Origin of the sequence: Chitinophaga sp., assembly GCF_036569185.1 — a bacterium.
In the GTDB taxonomy this organism is placed as follows: domain Bacteria; phylum Bacteroidota; class Bacteroidia; order Chitinophagales; family Chitinophagaceae; genus Chitinophaga.
Window position 1 is genome coordinate 1 of record NZ_DATCRD010000259.1, and the last position, 23,538, is coordinate 23,538.

Below are 23,538 nucleotides of genomic sequence, written 5' to 3' on the forward strand. Positions count from 1 at the left end.
GCTGCCTTTATACATCTGGGTCCGTGTACGGCCATGAATGGTAAGGGCTTTAATACCTACATCCTGGAGCCTTTCAGCTACATCTTCAATATTTTTTGTTTCCTCATCCCAGCCCAAACGGGTTTTAATGGTTACCGGCAGCTTGGTGGCCTTTACCACGGCAGCAGTAAGTTTAACCATTTTAGGGATGTCTTTCAGGATACCGGCGCCGGCGCCTTTACAGGCTACCTTTTTCACCGGGCAGCCAAAATTTATATCCAGCAGATCGGGGTTGGTGGCTTCCACGATTTGTGCGGCCAGCGACAGGGATTCCTCGTCTCCCCCGAAGATCTGGATACCTACCGGCCGTTCATAATCGAAGATGTCCAGTTTTTTCCGGCTTTTGATAGCATCACGTATCAACCCTTCAGAAGATATGAACTCTGTATACATGAGATCAGCCCCGTTATCCTTGCACACCGCACGAAAAGGCGGGTCGCTCACATCTTCCATGGGCGCCAGTAATAAAGGGAATTCTCCCAGTTCAATATTTCCTATCTTCACCATAATTTATATAACCAGCGCAGCTTTTGCCGGAGTTATTATTTTAATATTTTATATACTATTTCTTTTACAAGCAGGATTTCTTTGCAGTAACGGCTATCGTTCAGCAGTTGCGGTAAGCGGTAAGCATCTGCAAAAACTTAATTTCGCGCTGTAAATTTACGCAAAAAATACAGTATCTTTTTATGTCCGGTTATCTGAAGCAGTCACCCGTTTCATTGCAGTTTGTAACATTCCTGGGCTTTGCCTTTGGGTTCTTTGCCCTGTACCTTTATGGGCTTCAGGCGATTACACCGGGTGTAACCGGTCAAACGCTGGAAGCGCTTCAGTCGGGCACACTTACCGACCCTAACTCGATCGGCTATCTGAAAATAACACAATTCCTTTACACCCTCATCGCCTTCTTTGTGCCGGCGGCGCTTTTTGCTTACCTGTGGCAGCCTTATCCTGCAAAATACCTGGGTCTGAAAACACCATCCGGTTTGCAGATAATACTGGCATTACTGGCTATGTACGGCAGTTTACCCTTCGCCAATCTTTTGGGCCAGTGGAATGAAACCTGGCCTATTTCACAATCCGCCCGCGACCTGCAAAGTATGGCTGAAAAGCTGCTGGGCGTTATGCTGAAAATGCCCACCCTGCAGGATCTGTTCATCAACCTGGTACTGGTGGCCATTGTACCGGCCATTGCAGAAGAGCTTTTTTTCCGCGGCGTTTTTCAGCGGCTTATCATCAAAGCTACCGGGAAGGTATGGCTGAGTGTATTTATTACATCTATCCTGTTCAGCGCTATTCATGGTGAAATGCTGGGCTTCCTGCCCCGCGTGGTAATGGGGTTTGCCCTGGGAGCCATTTATGTGCTCAGCGGCAATCTCTGGCTGAGCATCTTTGCACATATCCTGAACAACGGGCTGCAGGTAATACTGCTATACCTGTTCCAACACGGAATGGTAAAAGAAGACCCGATGAAAAATACACCCGTAGAATGGTATTATATCGTCTTGAGCATTCCCGTAACCATTGGGCTGTTCTGGGCGTTAAGTAAGAAATCAACACCCATGCTGATGACAGACCCGGTGAACAGAAAGGATGGGGCAGAAGTAGAAGAAATAGGAGCAGACGAAAATTTTTAATCTTTATAAAAGATATTAAAGCAAATATTATGGAAAAAGACTGGGTGAAAATTTTCTCGAGCGACCGGCCATTTGAAGCCGAAATAGTAAAGGGAATGTTATTGGATAACGATATTGAGGCGGTTCTGCTCAACCGGCAATCCTCCTCTTACAATATTACCCTGCCCGGACAGGTAGAATTATATGTGCATGAGTCGCAGGAAAAAATAGCCAAAGACCTGGTGCATAATCACAATAACCTGCCTACCGGCGATCCGAACCAGCTGGAAGAGGAAGAATAGTGAGATCTCCTGCAAATAGTGCTCCTGGTAGCTTCCCTGAAAGGAATTTGCTCTGTAGGGTATTTTTATCCACTTTTGCGGGTAGAATTTAATCAACAGATACAACCATAATGAAGACATTTTTCACCCGCACTGCCTCTGCGCTTGTGTTTGTGGCAGTAATGCTGGGAGGGATCCTGTGGGCCGACTATACCTTTTTCCTGCTTTTCTTCCTGATCGGCTGTTTCGCCCTCCAGGAATACTTCAGGCTGCTTCGGGGGATTGACCCGGATTATACCAGTGTTTCCTCCTGGCATAAATGGGGCGCTACTATTGCAGGAGCGGCTATCCTGCTTACTTTTACCGGAGATAACTTTGAAATAGGCGGCATCCCCACAGGACTGCTGGGCTGGTGGACAGCTGTGATTTTCCTGCTGGTTATGCCTTTGGGAGAAGTGCTGATGAGTAAGGACTTTTCTTTAAAGAATATCGGTTACTCGGCTATCGGGTTACTGTATGTGATCATTCCCTTCGGATTGCTGATCCATATCCGGGTAAATGCCATCAATATTCATTATACCCCCGAAAATGTGGGCACAGCACCTGGCTGGTTGATTCCCCTGCTGCTTATTATATTCATCTGGATCAATGATACCATGGCCTATATTGTAGGCTCGCTGATAGGGCGCACACCATTTGCCCCGGCCATATCGCCCAAGAAAACCATTGAAGGCACAGTAGGGGGAATGATCCTGGCGGTGGCTACAGCCGGCGTTTACGGGCATTTCTGGGGCTACCGGTACCTGGCCCTGCAGCATTGGATAGTACTGGCCCTCATTGCCGCTATATTCGGCACCATTGGTGACCTGATAGAATCTAAGCTGAAAAGGATGGCTGGCGTAAAAGATTCAGGTAAGATCATGCCTGGCCATGGGGGATTTATGGACCGGTTCGATTCCCTGCTGCTGGCGGCTCCTTTCGCCTGGATCTATGTTCAGTTTTTTATGATGCGTTAACAAAACATTCGTATTCGAAAAAAATTGAATTAAAGTAACTTTGCACCCAGATTAAACACAAACATCAATCATCTAATAAAAAAACAATGAAGATCCATCGTGAAGGATTTGCTACCATTTCCCTTGTATTCCTGGTACTGGCGTTAATAAACGGAGCAGTATTTTATTGGTTCGGTAACGCGCCGGCGCTGTGCTGGACGGTATCCATTATTTCCCTTGCGTTCTTCCTGTTCATCGTTTCATTCTTCCGTATTCCCTCCCGGCAATATACAACTGGTGATTCGCTGGTAATTTCTCCCTGCGATGGTAAAGTAGTGGTAATTGAAGAAGTATATGAGCCGGAGTATTTCAAGGATAAACGCCTGCAGGTATCCATTTTTATGAGCCCTGCCAATGTGCATGTAAACCGTAACCCTATCAGTGGTAACGTGAAACTGTCGCAATACCACGCCGGTAAATACCTTGTGGCCTGGCATCCGAAATCATCCACAGAAAACGAGAGACATTCCGTGGTAATCGGCAATGGCAAAACGGATATCCTGGTAAGGCAAATTGCAGGCGCACTGGCCCGCAGGATTGTAAACTACCTGAAACCAGGCATGGAAGTAAGCCAGAACGAAGAAATGGGCTTTATCAAGTTCGGCTCACGTGTAGACCTTTACCTGCCCATTGGTACGGAAGTAACCGTTCAGCTGGGGCAGGTAGTCCAGGGCGGTATTACAGTTGTTGCTAAAATCTAGTATCTTTAAAAGCTAAACGGCATTTATCATGATAAAGAAAGCTTTTACCGGCGCAGCCGCATTACTGCTGATAGCAGGCATAGCATTGGCACAGGAAAAAACCCAAACAGCTTCCAAATCCAAAAAGGATTGTTCCGCTGCTACCTGTAAATCTACCGCTAAAGGTAAAAGCTGCTGCCAGCAGCCGTCAAAAACCGCCAGCCTGAGAATGGCCGCAGCCAACAAAACAAAAGCAAAAGCACAGCGATGAGCGCCTGTTAATACAGGGCTTCATTTGTTCCGGCATAAAGCAAAAAAGCGGGTGTATCAAAAGTATGATACACCCGCTTTTTATTCAGATACCCTGGCTACCATTTAAGTAAAGCTTAGCGCCTGAATTTATTTTGATACCTCTTCTTCTGCCTATAAAATATTTCTCAGTTCCCGCAGATGCCCGATCACATAAGTGGGTTGAAAATCGACCGGCGGCTTGGCCGGGTTAAAATATACCTGGTCCATACCCACACCATGCGCCCCTTTGATATCCAGCTCCATGGCATCCCCGACCATAATGCTCTCTGTTGCGCTGGTATTGGCTTTGCCAATGGCGTAGTCAAAAATTTCCCGGTAAGGTTTCAGGCTGCCTGCTGCTTCCGATGTAACAATATGGGTGAAGTAATGATCAATCCCGGCGTTCTTCATTTTCAGCAACTGCGTTTCCTCGAAGCCGTTAGTGATCATGTGCATAGGGTACCCCTTTGCGGCAAGGTATTCCAGCGTTTCTTTCGTTTCCGGGAACAACGCTTTTTTATACGGCAATATTTCGAGGAATTCATCGCTGATCTTCTGGGTCAGCTTTTCGTCTCCTATTTTGAAATCGACCAGTGTAAGGCGGAAGCGCTTGTCGCGCAACTCACGGCGCGTAATAAATCCTTTACGGAAGCGATCCCACAGGCGTTCGTTATGCGCCACATAAGAAACCGAGAATGCTTCAAAAGATGGTATCCCCCTGCTTTCCAGGCCATGGCTGTTGTAAAGCTCCAGCAGTGTTTCCTGTTCATTTGTTTCAAAGTCCCAGAGCGTATGATCCAGGTCAAAGAAAAGATGTTTGTATTTCATGACGCCGCAAAGGTACAAAATACCACAGAGATGGGAGAAGGGCGCTGGTGTATTCCAAAGTAAATTCCTTATTTTACTGCATTAATGAAAGAAACTATGAATGCAGTAATTACGGGCGCCAGCAAGGGCATCGGAAAGGCAATAGCGGAAAAACTGGCGCTGGAAGGATTCAATGTAGCGATTTGTGCGAGACATGCAGATACGCTCGCTTTGGCTAAAGCAGATATCCAACGGAAAAACCCTGCAGTAATGGTATTGGCAGAAGTGGTGGATATGGGGGATCAATCACAGGTACTGGCATTTGCCGATAAAGTGACTGCTGCATTCCCGCAGGTGGATATCCTGGTGAACAACGCCGGTATTTTTGTACCCGGAGCGCTTCACCAGGAAGAAGAAGGGCTACTTGAAAAGATGATGGCAGTAAATGTATACAGCGCTTATCATCTCACCCGTGCCTTATTACCCGCTATGATCACCCGGCGCAAAGGATATATTTTTAACATGTGCTCTACTGCCAGTTACCGGGCCTATCCCAATGGCGGCGCCTACAGCATCACCAAATACGCCTTGCTCGGTTTTACGAAGAACCTGCGGGAAGAGCTGAAACAACATTACATCGGGGTTTCAGCAGTTAGTCCCGGACCTACCTTAACCGCTTCCTGGGAAGGCTTTGAGGCCCCTCCCGACAGGATGATGCCCCCTGAAGACATTGCCGCTGTAATATGGGCTGCCTGGACCATGGCAAAGCAAACTGTAGTGGAGGAAATTATACTGAGACCCATGTTGGGAGATATTTAAACATCTTATTATATTGGATTTTTCAGCGGGCAGAAAATGTTCTTTCTCAAGATAACTAAATAAGAACATATTAGAATGATTTAACTAACTTTTAACGGGGTCTTACAGCGCTTCCGGCGCGGCTTTGGTTAAATTTGTTGACATAATTATGATGTACAGTTTTTGCATAAGGAAGTGTATTTACGCCATTTTGATTTGTATAGGATCGGTAGCCTGTGCCCAGGCGCAGGAGTTCCGCTTTACTACCACTGTGAGCAATAATGCCGTGACGTTGGATGAACCATTCCAGATCCAGTTTATGCTGGAGAATGGTGTGAATATCTCAAGTTTTACTCCCCCCAGTTTCAAGGATTTTGAAGTGTTGCAGGGCCCTTCTCAAATGCAGGGGCAATCCATTTTCAATGGTAAACGTTCTGAGTATATTGCGTTGAGTTACCTGCTGCAACCGAAACATGTGGGCAGCTTCACCATTGCCGGCGCCCAGGCGCGTGTAAACGGCAATCTCGTTAAATCAAACCCGGTTTTAATTGAAGTAAGGAAAGGCAATGCCCAGCAACAACAGCAGGCCCCGTCTCCCTCGTCCGGCTTCCCGCCACACCGCGGGTCCGGTGGCAATGAAGACATACAGGAAGGTATCCTGAAGAAAGGAGAAGATATCAATGAAAAACTGAAGAAGAATATTTTCCTGAAAGTAGAAGTAGATAAAACCAATTTATATGAAGGGGAGCAACTAACGGCCACGTATAAACTTTTTACCCGTCTTCCTACAAATTCCAGTGTTACCAAAGTACCCGCTTTCAAAGGATTTTCCGCCAAGGATATTGAACTGCCTAACCCTCCGCAGGCTACGGAAGAAAGGGTGAATGGTGTTCCCTATAAAGTGTTCACCATCCGGAAAACATTGCTTTTCCCACTGCAGTCGGGCACCCTGGAACTGGATCCCGTGGAAGTAGACAACCAGGTGCGCCTGGTAAAAATGGTGAGTAAAAAAGGAGGTAGCAACAGGGGCAGGGATCCTTTTGAAGATTTTTTCAACGATCCTGCATTCAGGGATCCTTTCTTCGACGATTTCTTCAATCGTCCGGAAGTGGAATACCAGGATGTTCCTTACAAAATTCAGAGCAACCCTATAAAGATCACGGTTAAACCAGTTCCTGTAGATGGACGCCCGATCAGCTACAACGGCGCCGTAGGCAACTTTAACATGACTGCCGTGGTGGATAAAAAGAAACTCACTACCGATGACGCCCTCACATTGAAGGTAACCATCAGCGGCCAGGGTAATGTGAACCTGCTGAATTCCCCTAAAGTGGAAACACCTACCGGCTTCGAAAAATATGATCCGAAAGTAACCGACGATATAGAGAAAAACAGCAATCCTCTTTCCGGCAGCCGCACTTTTGAATATGTGCTGATGCCACAGGAAGCCGGCGACCATACCATACCGGCGGTGGAATTCTCTTACTTCGACCCTGCAGCCAACAGTTACAAAACATTGCACTCCCAGCCTTTCAACATCCAGATTGAACAGGGCAAACATATCAAGCAGGATAAACAGGATTTCAGCGCCGGCAAAAATGAGCTGGTAAAAAATGAAACAGGTATCCTCGACTGGACACGGAATCATAGCTGGTTTATTCTCAGCCCCTGGTTCTATGCCCTACTGATTTTACCATTGCTGATAGCCGCTGGCATTATTTTCTACAAACGCCGCAGGGACTACAATACTACCAACGCCGCAGTATTGAAGCACCGCTACGCCAATAAAGTAGCGCTGAAACGGCTGGAACTGGCTGCCCGCTACCTGAAAGAAGGCAAGGATAAAGCCTTTTATGAAGAAACATCACGCGCAGTATGGGGTTACCTCAGTTCCAAACTGAAAATACCAATGGCCGATCTGAGCAAACAACTGATACAGGATAAACTGAGCGCCCGCCATATTAACGGCAGTAATACGCACGACCTGTTTAACCTGATCGATAACTGTGAAGTGGCCTTGTATGCACCGGGACAGGATAACCGGAAAATGCAGGGAACTTACGAACAGGCGGTGAGCATTATCACCAACCTGGAAGATGCGTTAAAGAACTAATTACTTAACGAAAGGCGAAATGCTGAACTACAGAAAAATTAAACCGGTATTATTGGCTGTTATATGCCTGTTGGCTTTCACAATGAGCCATGCACAAACGCCTTCGCAGCAGCAGCGGTTTGAGGATGCGAACAAACTCTTTAATCAAAGCAAGTTCACAGAGGCGGCCAGGATTTACCAGCAATTGCTGGATGAAGGTCATACACAGAAAGCGCTTTACTTCAACGCAGGTAATGCCTGGTATAAAGCAGGTAAAACCGGGCAGGCGGTTTATAATTACGAGAAAGCACTACAACTATCGCCCAACGATGGGGCTGTGAAGCATAACCTTGCCATAGCCAATCAGAAAGTAAACGGCTATGTGGAAGAGTTGCCGATGGTGTTTTTCCAGCAGTGGTGGTTACAGCTGCAACATCTCCATAAAGCCAATGGCTGGGCAGCAGGTACGGTGATCCTTTTCTGGTTGTTTATTGCCGCTATTGTGCTCAATGTATATCTTCCCGGGTGGAGGAATAAATTTTTACGTTGGGGCGCCTATGTACTGGGCACATTATGTGCGTTGTACCTCATCATGGCTGTAGATACTTACCTGTGGTCCAATAACCATGAAGCGGGGATTGTAATGAACGGTAATATCAGGGCAAAAACTTCTCCCGACGAAAACAGCCGGGATGCCTTTGAAGTGGGAGAGGGCATGAAAGTGCGGATTACAGATGCCACCCGCGACTTCTGCAAAATTGAGCTGGCAGATGGTAAAAACGGTTGGATCAGTTGTAATTATATCAAACGGTTATAGTTTTTCAATACGCTGCAGGAAATCCTGTTTCTTATCCCGCGCCAGCGGTACGCTGTAACCATCGCTCATTATAATCTCCCCGCCATCCCCCTTTATATATTTTTCCATAAAAGACAGGTTGATGAGGAAACTGCTGTGTACACGGAAGAATCCTTTATCTGCCAGCCACTGCTCCATTTCCATCAGGGTGCGGCATACCATTACCGGCTTTTCAGGTTCCTGTAAATGCAACCGGGTTTGCGTACCCGCGCCTTTGCAATAGATGATGTTCCTGGCGGTTACCATCCGCAAACCGTCTGACGTGGGCAGTGCCAGCCGTTCGTCCTGGTTCAGCTGCTCCTGCAGGAAATGAAGGAGGTCATCCACTTTTCCGGCCGTAACAGCGGTGGATTGGGAACCGGCCTTTTCTACAGCGTCTTTCAGCTCATTGCTGTCTATAGGCTTAAGGAGATAATCCAATGCACTGTGATGGATGGCCTGGAGGGCATACTGATCATAGGCAGTGATGAAAATAACGACGAAAGAGTGGTAATTACAGGCCTCCAGTACCTGGAATCCATCCATTCCCGGCATTTCGATATCCAGGAATACCAAATCGGGATGTAGTTGTTCAATGGCAGCCAGGGCTTCGGGGCCACTGCTGCAAAGTGCCTGTACAGCAACGTGCGGGCAGTACCTCTCCAACATCATATGCAGTGCATCCCGGCTGTGCTTCTCGTCGTCCACGATAATGGTACGCATGTAGGATCAGATTATGATAGGTAGTTCAGATGTAATGTTGCAGGTAAAAGTATATGGTCTTTGATTCCATTATCCGTGTAGAAATTAAGCAATTTACCGGACATTACCAATTAAAGCCTAGCCAGCCAGGGATTGGCGGGCGGCTACATGCTGCATACTGATAATAAGACGGTTACCGGAAGGCTCCCGTTCTTCATTATATACCTGTAAGGATTTTATGCTGGCTTTCATCTGGTATTTTTCGCTCATCATGTATAGCCGCTCTGAGGCGATATCGATCCCGGATGCCTGCCGCTCACCGGTATTGTCAAGCATTTCGGTGATCAGGATACCGTTGTCTTCCAGCTGGATCTGGAGCCGGTCGTTTTCCTTTGAGAGGATGATCCTGAGTTGCCCGCCTGATTTTTCGGGCCTTAGCAGGATCCTGTGCCAGATGGCATACTGCACATAGGGCTGGATGATCAGGGGAGGGATGAGGGTGAACTGCCGGTTCACTTCAGGGCTTACCACCAGCTGGTAGTTGAACTGTTCATCAAAACGCAGCTGTTCCAGCTGGATATACAGTTCCAGGGCATCCAGCTCGTCCTGGAGGGAGATCCATTCCTTATTGAAATTACCGATCATCAACCGCATAAGCCGGGAGAAGCGGGTAAGGTACAGGGAGGCCATGTCTGTACTGGTGGTAAGAATATAGTGGTGGATGGCATTAAGACTGTTGAATATGAAATGCGGGTCCATCTGCGCCTGGAAAGCATGGAGTTCCAGGTTAATCAACGCATGGGTTTTGGTGATTTCTTTCGCTGAGGCTCTCCTGATTTTTCTTTCCCGCAGGGTAAAAAATACTATTAGGGTAACGAGACTTAACAAAAAAAACAGCCAGAAGGGCCACTCCGCAGCAAAGACGATATCAGTATAATGTGCCACTAACTAGGTTTATAGGAAGTATACTTCTCTATTCTTATAAGCGCAATAAATATCGGCTAATTAATCTCCAATAGAAAGTGGGATTTACTATGAGGCGGGTTTTTACAGGAAACTGGGGAGAATGGGGTGAAAAGTGGCTATCGGGCTAATAGCCCTTAGCATTAAGCAAATACAGCGGAGATGGGTATACTTATCTACTGCTGCATTTGCCTAATGCCCGGATCAGGCTTCCGTGAACTTATAGCCCACACCCCTTACGGAGTGGAAGTAGCGGGAGTTCCGGCTGTCTTCTTCAAAATACTTACGGAAATTGAGGATGAAATTATCGATAGTCCTCGTGGTAGGATATACATTATAACCCCAAACCACCTGGAGGATCTTTTCACGGGTAACTACTTCCCCTTTATTTTCGATAAGCAGCTTCAGCAGCATGGCTTCTTTCTTACTCAGCTCATAGTGTTTACCATCTTTGCCCACACATTCCTGCGCGGCAAAGTCTATTACGTTATCACCAAAGCGGTATACATTGGGTACGCTGTCTTTATCCTGGATCTTTTTATTTTTTACGATGAGCTTTTCCACTCTTAAAAGGAGTTCTTCCAGGTTAAAGGGTTTGGTCATGTAGTCATCGCCGCCTTTTTTGAGGCCCAGTACACGGTCTGCACTGCTGTTTTTGGCGCTCAGGAAAAGAATGGGGATTTCATTATTCTGAATACGGATGTTTTCGCATACGGCGATACCATCCATTTCAGGTAGCATAATGTCCAGTATAATAAGATCGAAATATTCGTTTTTAACTGCTTTCAGTGCAGCTGTGCCGTTGTCCACTGCAGTAACCTCGTAACCTTCCAGCTCCAGGTTCAGCTTCAGGGCTTCCTGGAGATTTTCCTCGTCTTCCACCAGCAGTATTGATGCCTTTGTCGCTTCCTTCATGTGTTATTGTTTGATTTTACATCGAATCCGGATCCCGGTATTCATCAATCCGTTATCTAATTTACGCCGTTTGCACGGAATATTCAGGCCATGATATTTCAAAACAGCTGCCGGTGGGTACATTGTCTTTCACTTCAATGTTGCCACGGTGTTGTTCCACTATCTTGGCGGTGAGGAACAGGCCAAGGCCGGAGCCTTTCGCCTTACGGGTGTTTTCATTGCCTACCCGGTAAAATTTCAGGAAGATCCTGAGTTTTTCTTCTTCCGGGATTCCCGGACCTTCATCTATCACCTGTAATTTCAGCTGCTGGTTGCTTTCAAAGAGTTTTACAAAGATGGTGGTATTTTTAGGGGCATATTTTGCGGCATTCTCCACCAGATTGCTCAGTACAATTTGTAAGGTCAGCTTATCACCCTCCATCCACACATGCGGTAAAATATCTGCTATGATCTGGTGGGTGCCAATGCGGCCATCAAGATCCTTGATACTGTTTTCCACCAGGGCTGAAAAATCCAGGGGCTCTTTAAACACCTGGTACTTGTGTGTTTCCAGCTGCGCTGCCAGCAGGATGTTATTACACAGCTGGTCGAGGCGGTTGGTTTCACGGATGGTGTTATTGATCAGCTTCAGTTGTTTTTCTTCATCGAGCCGGTGTTTACGGATTGTTTCAAGATTCAGCTTGGCTGCAGCGATAGGCGATTTCAGTTCATGCGTAACTGCCATCATAAAATTCTGCTGTTGCCTGCTGAGCTTCATATATTTCCACACGGCCCTGTATACAAAGAGTGCGCCGAGTAAAATGATCCCTAAAAAGATAAGGCCTTCACCGAGGTATTTGAAAGCGCGCATCCGTTCTTCTTTATTGATGCGTTGCAGTTCCAGCTGGTGCTCTACCGGCTGTGTAAGGCTATCTACCCTGAGGGAAAGGTTCTGCTGTTCGAAGGCGCGGATCTGTTCACTTTGTCTGAACAACAAAATGCCCCACCATACCAGTGCGGCAATTGTATACGCCATTACTAAAAAATAGACGAAGGAAACGGACTTCCCTTCCTGCATTTTATTGAAAATTCTTTTCATCATGGCCTTGTGCCGGCTTTCTCAATCCGCAAGCCAACATTCATTACATAGGGGAGCGGATTTTGCCGCATATTTTGTTCAAAGGTAAACCTGTAGGTACCCGGTTTATTAAAAATAGCGCGTTGCTGGATGAAGATACGGTGCTCATAAATATCATCCAGGCCTGTACCGGACCATTTACCGGTTACATCCGCAAGCGGCAGTTCCACCCGCTGTTCTTTTACTGTACTGTCGCCGGGATATTGCGTACCTACCAACACCCAGATATTACTGTAAGGATAGGCATCTGTATGCCTGATGTTTACACAGATATTGTAAAGGTACGCAGTATCTTCCGGTTGTATTTTTACTTCAAAAGATGGTTTATAGTCATATGTCCACTCATGCCCGGGAATTTCCAGGTTCTTTTCGTAAGTGTCCATTTTAGGTGGCTTGCAGGCTGCAGCCAAAAGTAACAAGCCTGCTGTGGCCATGAAAAGTTTGTTCATACGGTATTCGCCTTACTATAAAACGTTTAATACTTGTTCTTTGGCTTTTTCCAGTTCATCTTTCATCAGCACCACCCATTGCTGTATACCGGCATCATTGGCTTTGGAGCCGGTAGTATTGATTTCCCGGCCTATTTCCTGTAACACAAAACCCAGTTTCTTTCCTTTGGCAGAATCGTTGTCTTTCAGGATTTCCCTGAAATACCGGAGATGATTCTCCAGGCGCGACAGTTCTTCTGAAATATCCAGTTTCTCCAGGTAGAAGATGAGTTCCTGTTCCAGGCGGTTGGCATCTACATTTTCTTTTCCCACATGCTCGGCCAGCAGCCCTTCAAGACGCTGGCGTATACGGTCTTTGCGGAGCGGGTCCAGCTCGCGGACCTTCTGCATATAGGCATCTATATTATCGATGCGCTGCTGCAGATCGGCTTCCAGCATCTGCCCTTCATCCTGGCGATGCGTATCCAGGTCTATCAGTGCTTCACGCAATGTATCTTCCACATCTTTCCATTCTTCTTCAGTTATTTGCTCTGTAGCCGGGCTTACCACTTCGGGCAGTTTCATCAGTACATTGAGCATATCTCCCTGGGGAAGCTCCAGCTGGTTAGCCAGCATGGTAATAGATTGATAGTAATATTTTGCAAGGTCTGTATTAATCACAACCGGGCGGGTGGCGCCATTCTGGCGGATATTAATGGTTGCATCCAGGGTTCCGCGCTGCAAGGTTTGCTGCATAAGGGTACGGATGTCAAATTCATAGGGTCTTAACAAAGGAGAAAACTTCAGATTCACCTCAAACTGCTTTCCATTCAGCGATTTGATCTCCACTACGATACTAGTTTCGCCTCTTGCGCTTTCTGCCCTTCCGAAGCCGGTCATTGATTTCAGCATAATACAAATTTGTAGGTGACAAACCTAGTTAAAAAAGCTGAAAGCATAAAGCGTAAAGCAAAAAGCGGGAGCCTCAGCCAACGGGGAGGATATCTTTACGCCGGGAATGCAACAGTTACCGCGCCCTTAGCTTTAATTTCCGGTAGATCTCTTCCCGGCCCATTTCCATGATGTCGCCCGACCGCATGCCTGCAACGGTGATATGCTCCATGCGATAACGGACAAGCCTCAACGTAGGAAAACCGACAGCAGCTGTCATACGGCGTACCTGCCTGTTTTTGCCTTCCTGCAATACCATTTTGATCCAGGGGGCAGGAATAGATTTGCGGAAACGGATGGGAGGATTACGCGGAGGCAGCAACGGCTCTTCATCAAATATTTCTGCCCGGCACTTTTTGGTGCGGTATAGCTTACCATCTACATTGATCTGTACACCCGCCTCCAGCTGCTGTATTGCTCCCGGCGTAACAGCGCCATCCACCTGTACCCAGTATTCCCGCTCATGGGCATGTTGCGGCAACAGCAACTGCTGGTTCAGCGCTTTATCGTTGGTAAGGATCAGCAACCCTTCACTATCGTAGTCCAAACGCCCCACGGGGTATACATCGGGAGGCACTTTAAAATAGTCTGCCAGGCAGGCCTTATTTCCTTCCGGCGTAAACCGGGTTAATACCTCATATGGCTTATAAATAATATAATAATAAAGCGACACGAATGCTTTTGCTTTGGTTAAGGAGCCGTAATTTAGTACTTTTGCAAATTGATTATGGCTACACCGTTCCACAATCCTTCATGCCATCATTGCAAGGATCGTTTCTCGTCAATTTTCTGCAAGGCAGAGCAATGCAATCTCGACCAGATTGCAGAAGCCAAAGTATGCTCTGTATACAGGAAAGGCCAGGTGATCTTCCATGAAGGCGCCTATCCTTTTGGCGTATACTGTGTGAATGATGGCAAAATAAAACTCTCGCACAGCGGAGACGATGGCCGGGAACAGATCATACGCCTGGTCAAGGCAGGGGATATCATGGGTTACAAAGCGCTGTTAAGTAATGAAAGATATACGGCTACCGCTACCGCCCTGGAAGATTCTTCGATCTGCTTTATACCTAAAGACCTGTTTCTCAACATTCTGCAGAAAGATGCATCTCTTTCTTTTGAGATGATGCGCATTTTATCCAGCGAACTGCGCAAAGCAGAGCTGAAAATCACCCACCTTGCACAAAAACCGGTAAGGGAACGCCTTGCCGAAACCCTGCTTTTTATCAAGGAAACCTACGGCCTTGAGGAAGATGGCCACACCCTCAGCGTCCGCCTATCCCGCGAAGAGATCGCCAACCTGGTAGGCACTGCCACAGAATCCGCCATCCGCCTGCTTTCTGAATTCAAGAAAGACGGTATGATAGAGCTGGAAGGTAAAAAGATCCGCCTGCTGGATATGGGCGAGATTATCAGAACCGCCAACCTGCAGGAGTAATGCCCTGTTCCTGACAAATATCATATTCTCCCTTGACGCATATCATTGCCCCCCTCTGCAGCTACCGGTACTTTTGTAACAGTTCAAAAAACCACCATGCTCGCGTACTCCGCCAATACTCATACCGCCTGCTATCACTGCGGGGAAAACTGTACTGCTAACGATATCACCTTGCAGGATAAGGTATTTTGCTGTACCGGATGTAAAACAGTATATGAAATACTGCACCAGCACAATCTTTGCGAATATTATAACCTTAATGATAAACCGGGCATCAGCCGGCGGGTAATAGTGCGAAGCGATAAATTTGCTTTTCTTGACGATGAGAAAATTGCACAACAGCTCTATCTTTTCAAAGACAACACTCAAACACATATTTCCTTTTACATACCGCAGATCCACTGCAGCTCCTGTTTATGGCTGCTGGAAAACCTGCATCGTTTAGAGGAGGGAGTACAGCGGGTAACTGTTAATTTCAGTAAGAAAGAAATACTTGTCATTTTTAACCACACCCTCACCTCTTTAAGAAAGATCGCCGAGGTTCTGACGGCCACCGGGTATGAACCTTATATCAGCCTGCAGGACCTGCAACACAAAAAGCCTGCTGTTAACCGGCAGCTGGTATACAAGCTGGGCGTTGCAGGATTTTGCTTCGGTAATATTATGTTGCTGAGTTTCCCCGACTACTTCGCCGGCGCGGGCGGTCTTGATGCAACATTTAACCAACTGTTCAGGTATATGAACCTGGCATTGGCATTACCGGTACTGCTGTACAGCGCACAGGCATTTTATAAGCCGGCCTGGAGCGGCTTAAAGCATGGCTTCCTCAACATAGACATACCCATTGTGCTCGCCATCTTCGTCACCTTTATACGTAGCCTCTCAGAGGTATTCAACGGTGAGCCCGGATACTTTGATTCTATGACAGGTATTGTTTTCTTTATGCTCATTGGAAGGATGCTACAGGACAAAACCTACCGGGGGCTTACATTTGACCGGGACTACACTGCCTATTTTCCTATAGCCGTGAGCGTTATAAAAGAAGAAAAAGAAGTTCCTGTCACGCTGCCAGAGCTTAGATCCGGCGATACCATCCGCATTCATAACAATGAACTGGTACCTGCGGATGGCATTATTGTAAGGGGCAAAGCGCTGATAGATTACAGCTTTGTTACGGGGGAGAGTGCTCCTGTAAGCAAAGCCATCGGCGAAATTATTTATGCCGGTGGAAGGCAGCTGGATGGTAACCTGGAAATACTGGTCATCAAGGAAGTAGCGCAAAGCTACCTGACCAGTTTATGGAACCGCGATGAGCTAAAAAACAGGAAAGAAAAACAGGTATCGTTTGTACACTTGCTGAGCCGTTATTTTACCTGGATAGTACTATTGATTGCCACACTTACCGCCTGCTATTGGTGGATGTATGAGCCCGCCCGTATATGGCCGGCGGTTACGGCTATCCTCATCATTGCCTGCCCCTGTGCATTGCTCCTGGCCTCCTCTTTTACCAACGGCCATATCCTGCGGATCCTGAGCCGGCATAAGTTTTACCTGCGCAATGCACAAGCCATTGAAAACATGGCCGGCGTTACACATATTGTATTTGACAAAACGGGCACCCTCACCGGCAAAACAGGCAGCTCCGTTATTTATTACGGCAATTCGCTTACACCTGCAGAAGAAGTAAGAATAGCCGCGCTGGCAGCACAATCAACACACCCTTTAAGCAGGGCGATAGTTCAGTATTGCGGCGATCCATTGCCACAACAAACACAGGATTTCCAGTCGTTCCCCGGCAAAGGCGTATGCGGATGGGTGGATGGATATTTTATCCGGCTGGGCAATGCAGATTTCGCAGGCGCCCATCGTAAAAATGAACAAACAGGAAGCGTGGTGTATGTATCCATCAACGAAAAACTCTATGGCCTGTTTACGATCCGCAACAGCTACCGCAGCGGCTTGCGCCCGCTGATACAACAGTTGCAAACCAGGTATCCGTTGTCTGTGCTTTCCGGCGACAATAACCATACTATCAGTCAGTTGCAGCAGCTGATGGGCAGTGATGCCACGCTCCTGTTTGAGCAACAGCCGGCCGACAAACTCGCTTATATCATCTCCCTGCAAAAACAAGGAGAAAAGGTAATGATGATCGGCGATGGATTAAATGATGCAGGTGCGCTGAAACAGAGCGATATCGGTATTTCATTAACTGAAGACAGCAACAATTTTACTCCTGCAAGCGATGGTATATTACATGCGCAGCAATTGCCCCTGCTGCTGTCTTTCATCCGTTTATGCAAAGCGAACAAACGGATCATCCTGATCAGTTTTGTGTTGTCGTTGTTATATAATATTACCGGGTTATACTTTGCCGTGCAGGGAATTTTATCACCGCTGGTAGCTGCTATACTGATGCCTGCCAGCTCTATCAGTATTATCCTGCTCACCTTCGCATGCAGCGAATGGCAGGGCAAAATACTGTACAGTAAAGCGTTAGCGCAATTGAATGATAAAAGTCATATTCCTGGTTGAGTAAAGTCATTGTAGTAACGGTAGGCTCCTTTTACCTTTGCTATCATACGATGCATACACAATAAATCTAAGCAACACCTCAAATAAGCCCGTGCGAAATGGGCGTGTAAACAGCCGCTGAAAAGGCTGTTTACACGCAACGGGTGAGGCATGCCGCAAAAGCAGGGTAATTACATCACAACACAACATCCATGAAAGGAATGAACGTAATGCAGGTAGCTGGAAATGAAAAAGTGAAGAGTTGTGCTATACTGAAAACAAAACGCTTTGACGCCACCCTGCTCATTATGCAGCAGGGGCACCAGATTCCGCCGCATACATCGCCGGCTCATGCCATGATCCTTATACTGGAAGGGAAGGTAGCGTTTATGCTCAATGAAGAAGTGACCATCCTCGAATCCGGTGATGTTTTTTCCTTTGGCGCCAACGAAATACATGCCCTGCAGGCGCTGGAAACAGCAAGATTTATTCTCATTAAATAAATAGCCATGAGCGTTATCATCATTTTACTGGGCGTTAGTTTACTCGTAGCAATGGGCTTTCTCGCCGCCTTTATCTGGTCTGTAAAAAACGGTCAGTTTGAAGATGATTTCTCGCCGGCTCACCGCATTCTCTTTGACGATAAGACAGATAACGTGAACGAATAAACGCATTTATCAACACCTTCAAATACCGCTATGTCACTCGAAAAATTTTATTACGACAACCGCACGGTAAAATGGTTTGCCTACGCCTGCATGTTCTGGGGGCTGATAGGTATGCTGGCCGGGTTGTGGGCTGCGCTGGAACTGGTGCTTCCCGGGCTTAACATGGGATTTGCGCCCGTTACATTCGGCCGGCTGAGGCCCGTACATACCAACGCCGTCATTTTTGCATTTGTAGGCAATGGTATTTTCATGGGCGTATATTATTCGCTGCAAAGACTTTGTAAAGCGCGTATGTTCAGCGACCTGCTGAGTAAGCTCCATTTCTGGGGATGGCAGGCCATCATTGCAGGAGGCGCGCTCACGCTGTTCCTGGGTTATACTACCGGTAAGGAATATGCGGAACTGGAATGGCCTTTCGATATTGCCATTACACTTGTATGGCTGGTGTTTGGTGCTAATATGTTGGGCACAATCCTCCGCAGACGCGAATCGCACTTGTACGTGGCCATCTGGTTTTACATTGGTACATGGGTAGCCATTGCCATGCTGCATATTATTAACTCCTTTGAATTCCCTTTATCCCTGTTCAAAAGTTACAGCTGGTATGCGGGCGTACAGGATGCGCTGGTACAGTGGTGGTACGGGCATAATGCGGTCGCATTTTTTCTTACCACGCCTTACCTCGGACTGATGTACTACTTTGTACCAAAGGCCGCCAACAGGCCGGTGTATTCCTATCGCTGGTCCATCATCCACTTTTGGTCGCTGATCTTTATTTATATCTGGGCCGGCCCGCATCACCTGCTGTACACTGCTTTGCCTGAATGGGCACAATCGCTGGGAACAGCCTTCAGCATTATGCTCATTGCCCCTTCCTGGGGAGGTATGCTCAACGGCCTGCTTACCCTTCGCGGCGCATGGGACCGCGTGCGGGAAGATGCCATCCTGAAATTTTTTGTGGTAGCGCTTACCTGTTATGGTATGGCTACTTTCGAGGGACCGATGCTATCGCTGAAAAATGTGAATGCTATCAGTCACTATACCGACTGGACCATTGCACATGTGCACGTAGGCGCACTTGGCTGGAATGGCTTCCTTACGTTTGGTATCCTCTACTGGATGATCCCCCGCATCTTCGGCACACAGCTCTATTCCCGCAAATGGGCCAACACCCACTTCTGGATCGGCACACTGGGCATCATCTTTTATGTAATTCCCCTTTACTGGGCAGCCTTTACACAAAGCATGATGTGGAAACAGTTTACGGAGGAAGGACAACTGAAATACCAGTTCCTGGAAACAGTCACCACCATAGTGCCTATGTATGCGTTACGCGCACTGGGGGGCATACTATACATCAGCGGCCTGGTGCTCATGGTGGTAAACCTCTCCAAAACGATCCGGAAGGGCGCGTTTGTTGCCAACGAAGCAGCAGAAGCACCGGCGTTGCCTAAAGAAATTGTTACTCATGGTAAAGCGCACTGGCACAACTGGATAGAGCGCCGGCCTATACAGCTGGTAGTATTCAGTTTGGTGGTAGTAGCTATTGGCGGACTGCTGGAAATGATGCCCACGTTTCTTATCCGCAGCAACATCCCTACTATCAGCAGCGTAAAGCCCTATACACCGCTGGAATTACATGGCCGGGATATTTACCTGAGAGAAGGCTGTTATACCTGTCACTCGCAGATGATCCGCCCTTTCCGCGATGAAGTAGCCAGGTACGGCGAATACTCCAAAGCCGGTGAGTTTGTATACGACCATCCTTTCCAATGGGGCTCCAAGCGTACCGGCCCTGACCTGGCGCGGATCGGCGGCAAGTACCCTGATTCCTGGCACTTCAACCATATGCTGGATCCTACTTCTATGTCGCCGGGCTCTATTATGCCCGCTTATCCATGGTTATTTGAAGAGCGGGTAGATAAAAGCAAAACGCCTGCTATGATCAACGTAATGCGGAAACTGGGCGTTCCGTATGCCACCGGTTATGAACAACAGGCCTATACTGACCTTGAAAAACAGGCGCAACAAATTGCAGCATCCCTGCAAAAGGATAAGCTGCCTATTAAAGCAGATCGTGAAATTATCGCGTTAATCGCCTACCTGCAAAGGATGGGGAAAGATATTAAGTCGGCCTCCCAACCAGCGCCGGTAGCAGATAAAGCTGAATTCTAAAATCCAATATCATGAAGTTCATTAACTACCTGGAATCTATCGCCGGCATCAGTGTTTACCCGATGGCATCGCTGCTGTTGTTTACCACTTTTTTTGTGGCGGCTTCGCTATGGGCGCTCAAAGCTGATAAAAAAATGGTGGATCATATCAGCCGTATTCCATTAGAAAATGACGATACAAATCCCCAATAAAAGCAACATCATGAATAAGCAGTTTATACAGTTATTAACCGGCAGTTTATTATGTAGTATCCCCGCTTTTGCTGATAACGGCGCCAAGGGGCCTTCGGAGCTATCGGACCCCGTGGCGATCACTCTGCTGGTAGTAGCAGGAGCGCTATTACTGGCCATTGGTATACTGGCCAACGCGGTACTGGGCGCCATGGATATTTTCCGGGAGAAGATGAAAAAAGATGCCGGCAAAATGCTGGTAACCGGGGGGATTGTCGCGCTGACACTCATTGGCAACAGCGCCATTGCACAAGACGCCTCTGCCGCAGCCAGCCCTGTTGTTTCAAAGCTGTCGCAAACCTCTTTCTACCTGCTGGTATCGGTTATTGTGCTGGAACTGGCAGTAATCATCAGCCTTTTATTCCTGCTACGCTACCTGGTGGGCATCAAAAGAAAACGCAAACCGGCAAAAGTCCCTGCTCCGGATAAGCCCAAAGTATCCTGGTTCGAAAAGATCAATAAAACCAAAACGGTAAACGCCACAGCAGAAGCCGAAGAAGACATGGGGCATAACTTCGACGGTATCCGTGAGCTTAATAATCCTACGCCTCCGTGGTGGAAATGGGGGTATATATTCACCGTTTGCTTTGGTGTGGTGTATTTCTGGCGCACTGAAATTTCGCACTCTGCGCCCAGCCAGCTGGAAGAACTGGCTGCAGCTGAAGAGAAGGCCGCGATTGCCAGACAGGAATACCTGAAAAAAGCAGCCAATAACATCGATGAAAACAATGTAACCATGCTTACCGACCCGGCCGATATCGCCGCAGGCCAGAAGATATTCATTTCCAACTGCGCACCTTGTCATGGCCCGCAGGGACAGGGAGTAGTAGGCCCTAATCTTACCGACGATTACTGGCTGCATGGCGGTAAGCTCAATGAAGTATTCAAAACAATCAAGTACGGCGTAGCCGATAAAGGGATGAAATCCTGGCAGGATGATTTTTCACCTAAACAACTGGCGCAGGTGGCCTGCTATATCAAAACTTTACACGGCACCAATCCGCCGAATGCCAAAGAACCACAGGGACAGAAAGAATAAAGCACCGGTTATGAGCAACAGCACATTCAGAGATACAATAGCCACCGTTGACGGGCAGGGCAAACGCAACTGGATATACGCCAGGCAGCCTAAAGGCCGTTGGTATAATATCCGTAGCTGGGTGAGCCTCCTGTATTTTAGTGTTTTCTTCAGCCTGCCGTTTATTTCCATAAATGGCAGGCCTTTGTTTATGCTGAATGTGGTGGAAGGGAAATTTATCCTTTTTGGCGCTATTTTCTGGCCGCAGGACTTCTTCATTTTCGGCCTGGCCATGCTGGCCTTCATCCTGTTTATAGTAGTGTTTACCATGGCTTTTGGAAGGCTTTTCTGCGGATGGATGTGCCCACAAACCATTTTTATGGAGATGCTGTTCCGCCGCCTGGAATACTGGATAGAGGGAGATGCCGCTGCGCAGAAAATGTTAGAGCAATCGCCCTGGAACACCAACAAGATTATCCGGAAAACAGGCAAGCACCTTGCCTTTTATGCCCTGTCTTTTCTTATCGCGAACATCTTTCTCGCTTATATAATCGGCGCCAAAACACTGGGAAAAATCATCACCGAGCCATTATCAGCGCATGCCGGTGGCTTTATTGCCATCATGGTGTTTTCAGGGGTATTCTATGGCGTGTTTGCCTTTATGCGGGAGCAGATCTGTACGATTGTATGCCCTTATGGCCGCTTACAGGGCGTGTTGCTCGACAGGAACTCTATCCTGGTGGCCTACGATTACGTGAGAGGAGAGCCCCGCGGCAAATTCCGCAAAAATGAGTCCCGGGCGCAGGGCGATTGTATTGATTGCATGCAGTGCGTGAAGGTATGCCCTACCGGGATAGATATACGGAACGGCACCCAGCTGGAATGTGTGAACTGCACCGCCTGTATTGATGCGTGCAACTTCATGATGGAGCAAACCGGCCGGCCGAAAGGGCTGATCCGCTACGCTTCTGAAAACGGTATCGCCAGCAAACAAAAGCTACGTTTTACCCCCCGTCTTAAAGTATATGCTGCTGTGCTGACAGTATTACTAAGCGCTATCAGCTTTATGCTGGGAAGCCGGAAACCGGTAAGCGGCACTATTATGCGCACCGCCGGTATGCTATACCAGGAAAGAGGGGCAGATAGTTTATCAAACCTGTACCGTATAAAACTCCTGAATAAAACCGGCAGGGATATTCCGGTAGAGTTGAAACTGGAAGATGAAAGCGGGGAGGTTTCCATGATCGGCAACGCAGTGATCCATGTAAAAGCGGAAGGACAGGGAGAAGGTACTTTCTTTATCGTGTTGCCCAAAGCCTCCGTGCATCAGCGTAAATCTGCTATATACATCGGTGTTTATGAAAAAGAAGAAAGGATCATGCGTATACGCACCACGTTTTTAGGACCGGTGCAATAAAAGGCTAAGTCATTATATCATCTTAAAAAAATATTACCATGAACTGGGGACATAAGATCATCATAGTATTCATTGTGTTTGCAACCGGTATTTTAACGCTGGTCACCAAAAGCATGCGTACCCGGATTGATATGGTAACGCCTGACTACTACAGTGAAGAACTGAAATACCAACAGGTAATTGATGGAAAAGAAAATGCCGGCAGGCTGTCGGCCCCGGTAAATATATCGCAGGAAGATGCCGGGGTGCTGATCTCTTTTCCGCCTGAGCTGCGGAACCAGCCCATTACCGGTAAGCTCACTTTTTACCGGCCATCTGATTCCGGCAAAGATGTATTGATTCCTCTTCAGCCGGACCCGCAGGGGCAACAGTTTATCAGCAAGGGATTATTTATCCGCGGACAATATAAAGTGAAAGTAGCATGGACCATGAATAATTTGCCTTACTACCAGGAGCAATTGGTAAATATTAACTGAGCCTGGTTAGTTATTTAAAAAATTACAAAAGATAT

General features: G+C 47.3%; 26 protein-coding genes. 17 read left to right on the forward strand and 9 right to left on the reverse strand.

Translation table 11 applies throughout. The features are described 5' to 3' along the window. The coding region (locus tag VIM72_RS19630; RefSeq protein WP_332004517.1) for a tRNA-dihydrouridine synthase family protein at window positions 1–546 on the reverse strand (546 nt) is incomplete at its 3' end. A gap of 182 nt (window positions 547–728) precedes the next feature. Here VIM72_RS19630 and VIM72_RS19635 point away from each other — a divergent pair. From VIM72_RS19635 to VIM72_RS19655, 5 genes are all read left to right on the forward strand, one after another. Next, window positions 729–1,676, forward strand: a complete 948-nt coding sequence (locus VIM72_RS19635; RefSeq protein WP_332004518.1) for a type II CAAX endopeptidase family protein — start codon at window positions 729–731, stop codon at window positions 1,674–1,676. 29 nt (window positions 1,677–1,705) lie between these two features. Beyond that, complete coding sequence (locus tag VIM72_RS19640; RefSeq protein ID WP_209855785.1) at window positions 1,706–1,957, forward strand: DUF2007 domain-containing protein; 252 nt, start codon at window positions 1,706–1,708, stop codon at window positions 1,955–1,957. A gap of 110 nt (window positions 1,958–2,067) precedes the next feature. After that, on the forward strand, window positions 2,068–2,952 hold the full coding sequence (locus VIM72_RS19645; RefSeq protein WP_332004519.1) for a phosphatidate cytidylyltransferase: 885 nt from the start codon (window positions 2,068–2,070) through the stop codon (window positions 2,950–2,952). 86 nt (window positions 2,953–3,038) lie between these two features. Next, window positions 3,039–3,692 carry a phosphatidylserine decarboxylase family protein gene (locus VIM72_RS19650; RefSeq protein WP_332004520.1) on the forward strand — a complete coding sequence of 218 codons (654 nt, stop codon included), beginning with the start codon at window positions 3,039–3,041 and terminating at the stop codon, window positions 3,690–3,692. 28 nt (window positions 3,693–3,720) lie between these two features. Continuing rightward, window positions 3,721–3,942: a hypothetical protein gene (locus tag VIM72_RS19655; protein WP_332004521.1), complete on the forward strand. Its 222-nt coding sequence runs from the start codon at window positions 3,721–3,723 to the stop codon at window positions 3,940–3,942. Between the two features lie 152 nt (window positions 3,943–4,094). On the opposite strand, the gene VIM72_RS19660 is transcribed toward VIM72_RS19655, so the two are convergent. Then, window positions 4,095–4,790, reverse strand: coding sequence for a YjjG family noncanonical pyrimidine nucleotidase (locus tag VIM72_RS19660; RefSeq protein ID WP_332004522.1), 696 nt, complete (start codon window positions 4,788–4,790; stop codon window positions 4,095–4,097). 96 nt (window positions 4,791–4,886) lie between these two features. Between VIM72_RS19660 and VIM72_RS19665 the strand changes: the two genes are divergently transcribed. From VIM72_RS19665 to VIM72_RS19675, 3 genes are all read left to right on the forward strand, one after another. Next, window positions 4,887–5,588 (forward strand): SDR family oxidoreductase, encoded by a 702-nt coding sequence (locus VIM72_RS19665; protein ID WP_332004523.1) that lies wholly within the window; start codon window positions 4,887–4,889, stop codon window positions 5,586–5,588. Window positions 5,589–5,778: 190 nt separating this feature from the next. Next, window positions 5,779–7,680, forward strand: a complete 1,902-nt coding sequence (locus VIM72_RS19670; protein ID WP_332004525.1) for a BatD family protein — start codon at window positions 5,779–5,781, stop codon at window positions 7,678–7,680. A gap of 19 nt (window positions 7,681–7,699) precedes the next feature. Further along, the gene (locus tag VIM72_RS19675) at window positions 7,700–8,476 is read left to right on the forward strand and encodes a tetratricopeptide repeat protein (protein ID WP_332004527.1); all 777 of its coding nucleotides are present in this window, start codon (window positions 7,700–7,702) and stop codon (window positions 8,474–8,476) included. Here the strand turns inward: VIM72_RS19675 and VIM72_RS19680 are convergent. The 7 genes from VIM72_RS19680 to VIM72_RS19710 form a co-directional block, all read right to left on the reverse strand. Further along, window positions 8,471–9,217 (reverse strand): LytTR family DNA-binding domain-containing protein, encoded by a 747-nt coding sequence (locus VIM72_RS19680; RefSeq protein ID WP_332004528.1) that lies wholly within the window; start codon window positions 9,215–9,217, stop codon window positions 8,471–8,473. The genes VIM72_RS19675 and VIM72_RS19680 overlap by 6 nt on opposite strands. A gap of 117 nt (window positions 9,218–9,334) precedes the next feature. Next, window positions 9,335–10,141, reverse strand: coding sequence for a sensor histidine kinase (locus VIM72_RS19685; protein WP_332004530.1), 807 nt, complete (start codon window positions 10,139–10,141; stop codon window positions 9,335–9,337). Window positions 10,142–10,363: 222 nt separating this feature from the next. Continuing rightward, a complete protein-coding gene (locus VIM72_RS19690; protein WP_079471554.1) occupies window positions 10,364–11,074 on the reverse strand; it encodes a response regulator transcription factor in 711 nt (236 codons plus the stop codon). 61 nt (window positions 11,075–11,135) lie between these two features. Beyond that, window positions 11,136–12,155: a sensor histidine kinase gene (locus VIM72_RS19695; RefSeq protein WP_332004531.1), complete on the reverse strand. Its 1,020-nt coding sequence runs from the start codon at window positions 12,153–12,155 to the stop codon at window positions 11,136–11,138. Then, the gene (locus tag VIM72_RS19700; protein WP_332004532.1) at window positions 12,152–12,640 is read right to left on the reverse strand and encodes a gliding motility lipoprotein GldH; all 489 of its coding nucleotides are present in this window, start codon (window positions 12,638–12,640) and stop codon (window positions 12,152–12,154) included. The genes VIM72_RS19695 and VIM72_RS19700 overlap by 4 nt, the downstream gene beginning before the upstream one ends. Before the next feature lie 15 nt (window positions 12,641–12,655). Further along, entirely contained in the window at window positions 12,656–13,531 is an 876-nt protein-coding gene (locus VIM72_RS19705; protein WP_332004533.1) for a YicC/YloC family endoribonuclease, read from the reverse strand. 115 nt (window positions 13,532–13,646) lie between these two features. Beyond that, on the reverse strand, window positions 13,647–14,243 hold the full coding sequence (locus tag VIM72_RS19710) for a pseudouridine synthase (RefSeq protein ID WP_332004535.1): 597 nt from the start codon (window positions 14,241–14,243) through the stop codon (window positions 13,647–13,649). A 54-nt stretch (window positions 14,244–14,297) separates the two neighbouring features. Here VIM72_RS19710 and VIM72_RS19715 point away from each other — a divergent pair, with 54 nt between their 5' ends. The 9 genes from VIM72_RS19715 (at window position 14,298) to VIM72_RS19755 (ending at window position 23,503) form a co-directional block, all read left to right on the forward strand. After that, the gene (locus VIM72_RS19715) at window positions 14,298–15,008 is read left to right on the forward strand and encodes a Crp/Fnr family transcriptional regulator (protein WP_332004536.1); all 711 of its coding nucleotides are present in this window, start codon (window positions 14,298–14,300) and stop codon (window positions 15,006–15,008) included. Between the two features lie 96 nt (window positions 15,009–15,104). After that, window positions 15,105–17,540, forward strand: coding sequence for a heavy metal translocating P-type ATPase (locus tag VIM72_RS19720; RefSeq protein WP_332004537.1), 2,436 nt, complete (start codon window positions 15,105–15,107; stop codon window positions 17,538–17,540). Window positions 17,541–17,731: 191 nt separating this feature from the next. Then, complete coding sequence (locus tag VIM72_RS19725; RefSeq protein ID WP_332004538.1) at window positions 17,732–18,022, forward strand: cupin domain-containing protein; 291 nt, start codon at window positions 17,732–17,734, stop codon at window positions 18,020–18,022. Window positions 18,023–18,028: 6 nt separating this feature from the next. Next, on the forward strand, window positions 18,029–18,187 hold the full coding sequence (gene ccoS, locus VIM72_RS19730; RefSeq protein ID WP_332004539.1) for a cbb3-type cytochrome oxidase assembly protein CcoS: 159 nt from the start codon (window positions 18,029–18,031) through the stop codon (window positions 18,185–18,187). A gap of 30 nt (window positions 18,188–18,217) precedes the next feature. Continuing rightward, window positions 18,218–20,362 (forward strand): cytochrome-c oxidase, cbb3-type subunit I, encoded by a 2,145-nt coding sequence (gene ccoN / locus VIM72_RS19735; protein WP_332004540.1) that lies wholly within the window; start codon window positions 18,218–18,220, stop codon window positions 20,360–20,362. An 11-nt stretch (window positions 20,363–20,373) separates the two neighbouring features. Continuing rightward, the gene (locus VIM72_RS19740) at window positions 20,374–20,553 is read left to right on the forward strand and encodes a CcoQ/FixQ family Cbb3-type cytochrome c oxidase assembly chaperone (RefSeq protein ID WP_332004541.1); all 180 of its coding nucleotides are present in this window, start codon (window positions 20,374–20,376) and stop codon (window positions 20,551–20,553) included. A 10-nt stretch (window positions 20,554–20,563) separates the two neighbouring features. Then, window positions 20,564–21,631 (forward strand): cbb3-type cytochrome c oxidase N-terminal domain-containing protein, encoded by a 1,068-nt coding sequence (locus VIM72_RS19745; protein ID WP_332004542.1) that lies wholly within the window; start codon window positions 20,564–20,566, stop codon window positions 21,629–21,631. 10 nt (window positions 21,632–21,641) lie between these two features. Beyond that, the gene (gene ccoG / locus VIM72_RS19750; protein WP_332004543.1) at window positions 21,642–23,027 is read left to right on the forward strand and encodes a cytochrome c oxidase accessory protein CcoG; all 1,386 of its coding nucleotides are present in this window, start codon (window positions 21,642–21,644) and stop codon (window positions 23,025–23,027) included. A 38-nt stretch (window positions 23,028–23,065) separates the two neighbouring features. Beyond that, on the forward strand, window positions 23,066–23,503 hold the full coding sequence (locus VIM72_RS19755) for a FixH family protein (protein ID WP_332004544.1): 438 nt from the start codon (window positions 23,066–23,068) through the stop codon (window positions 23,501–23,503). Window positions 23,504–23,538 lie beyond the last annotated feature (35 nt).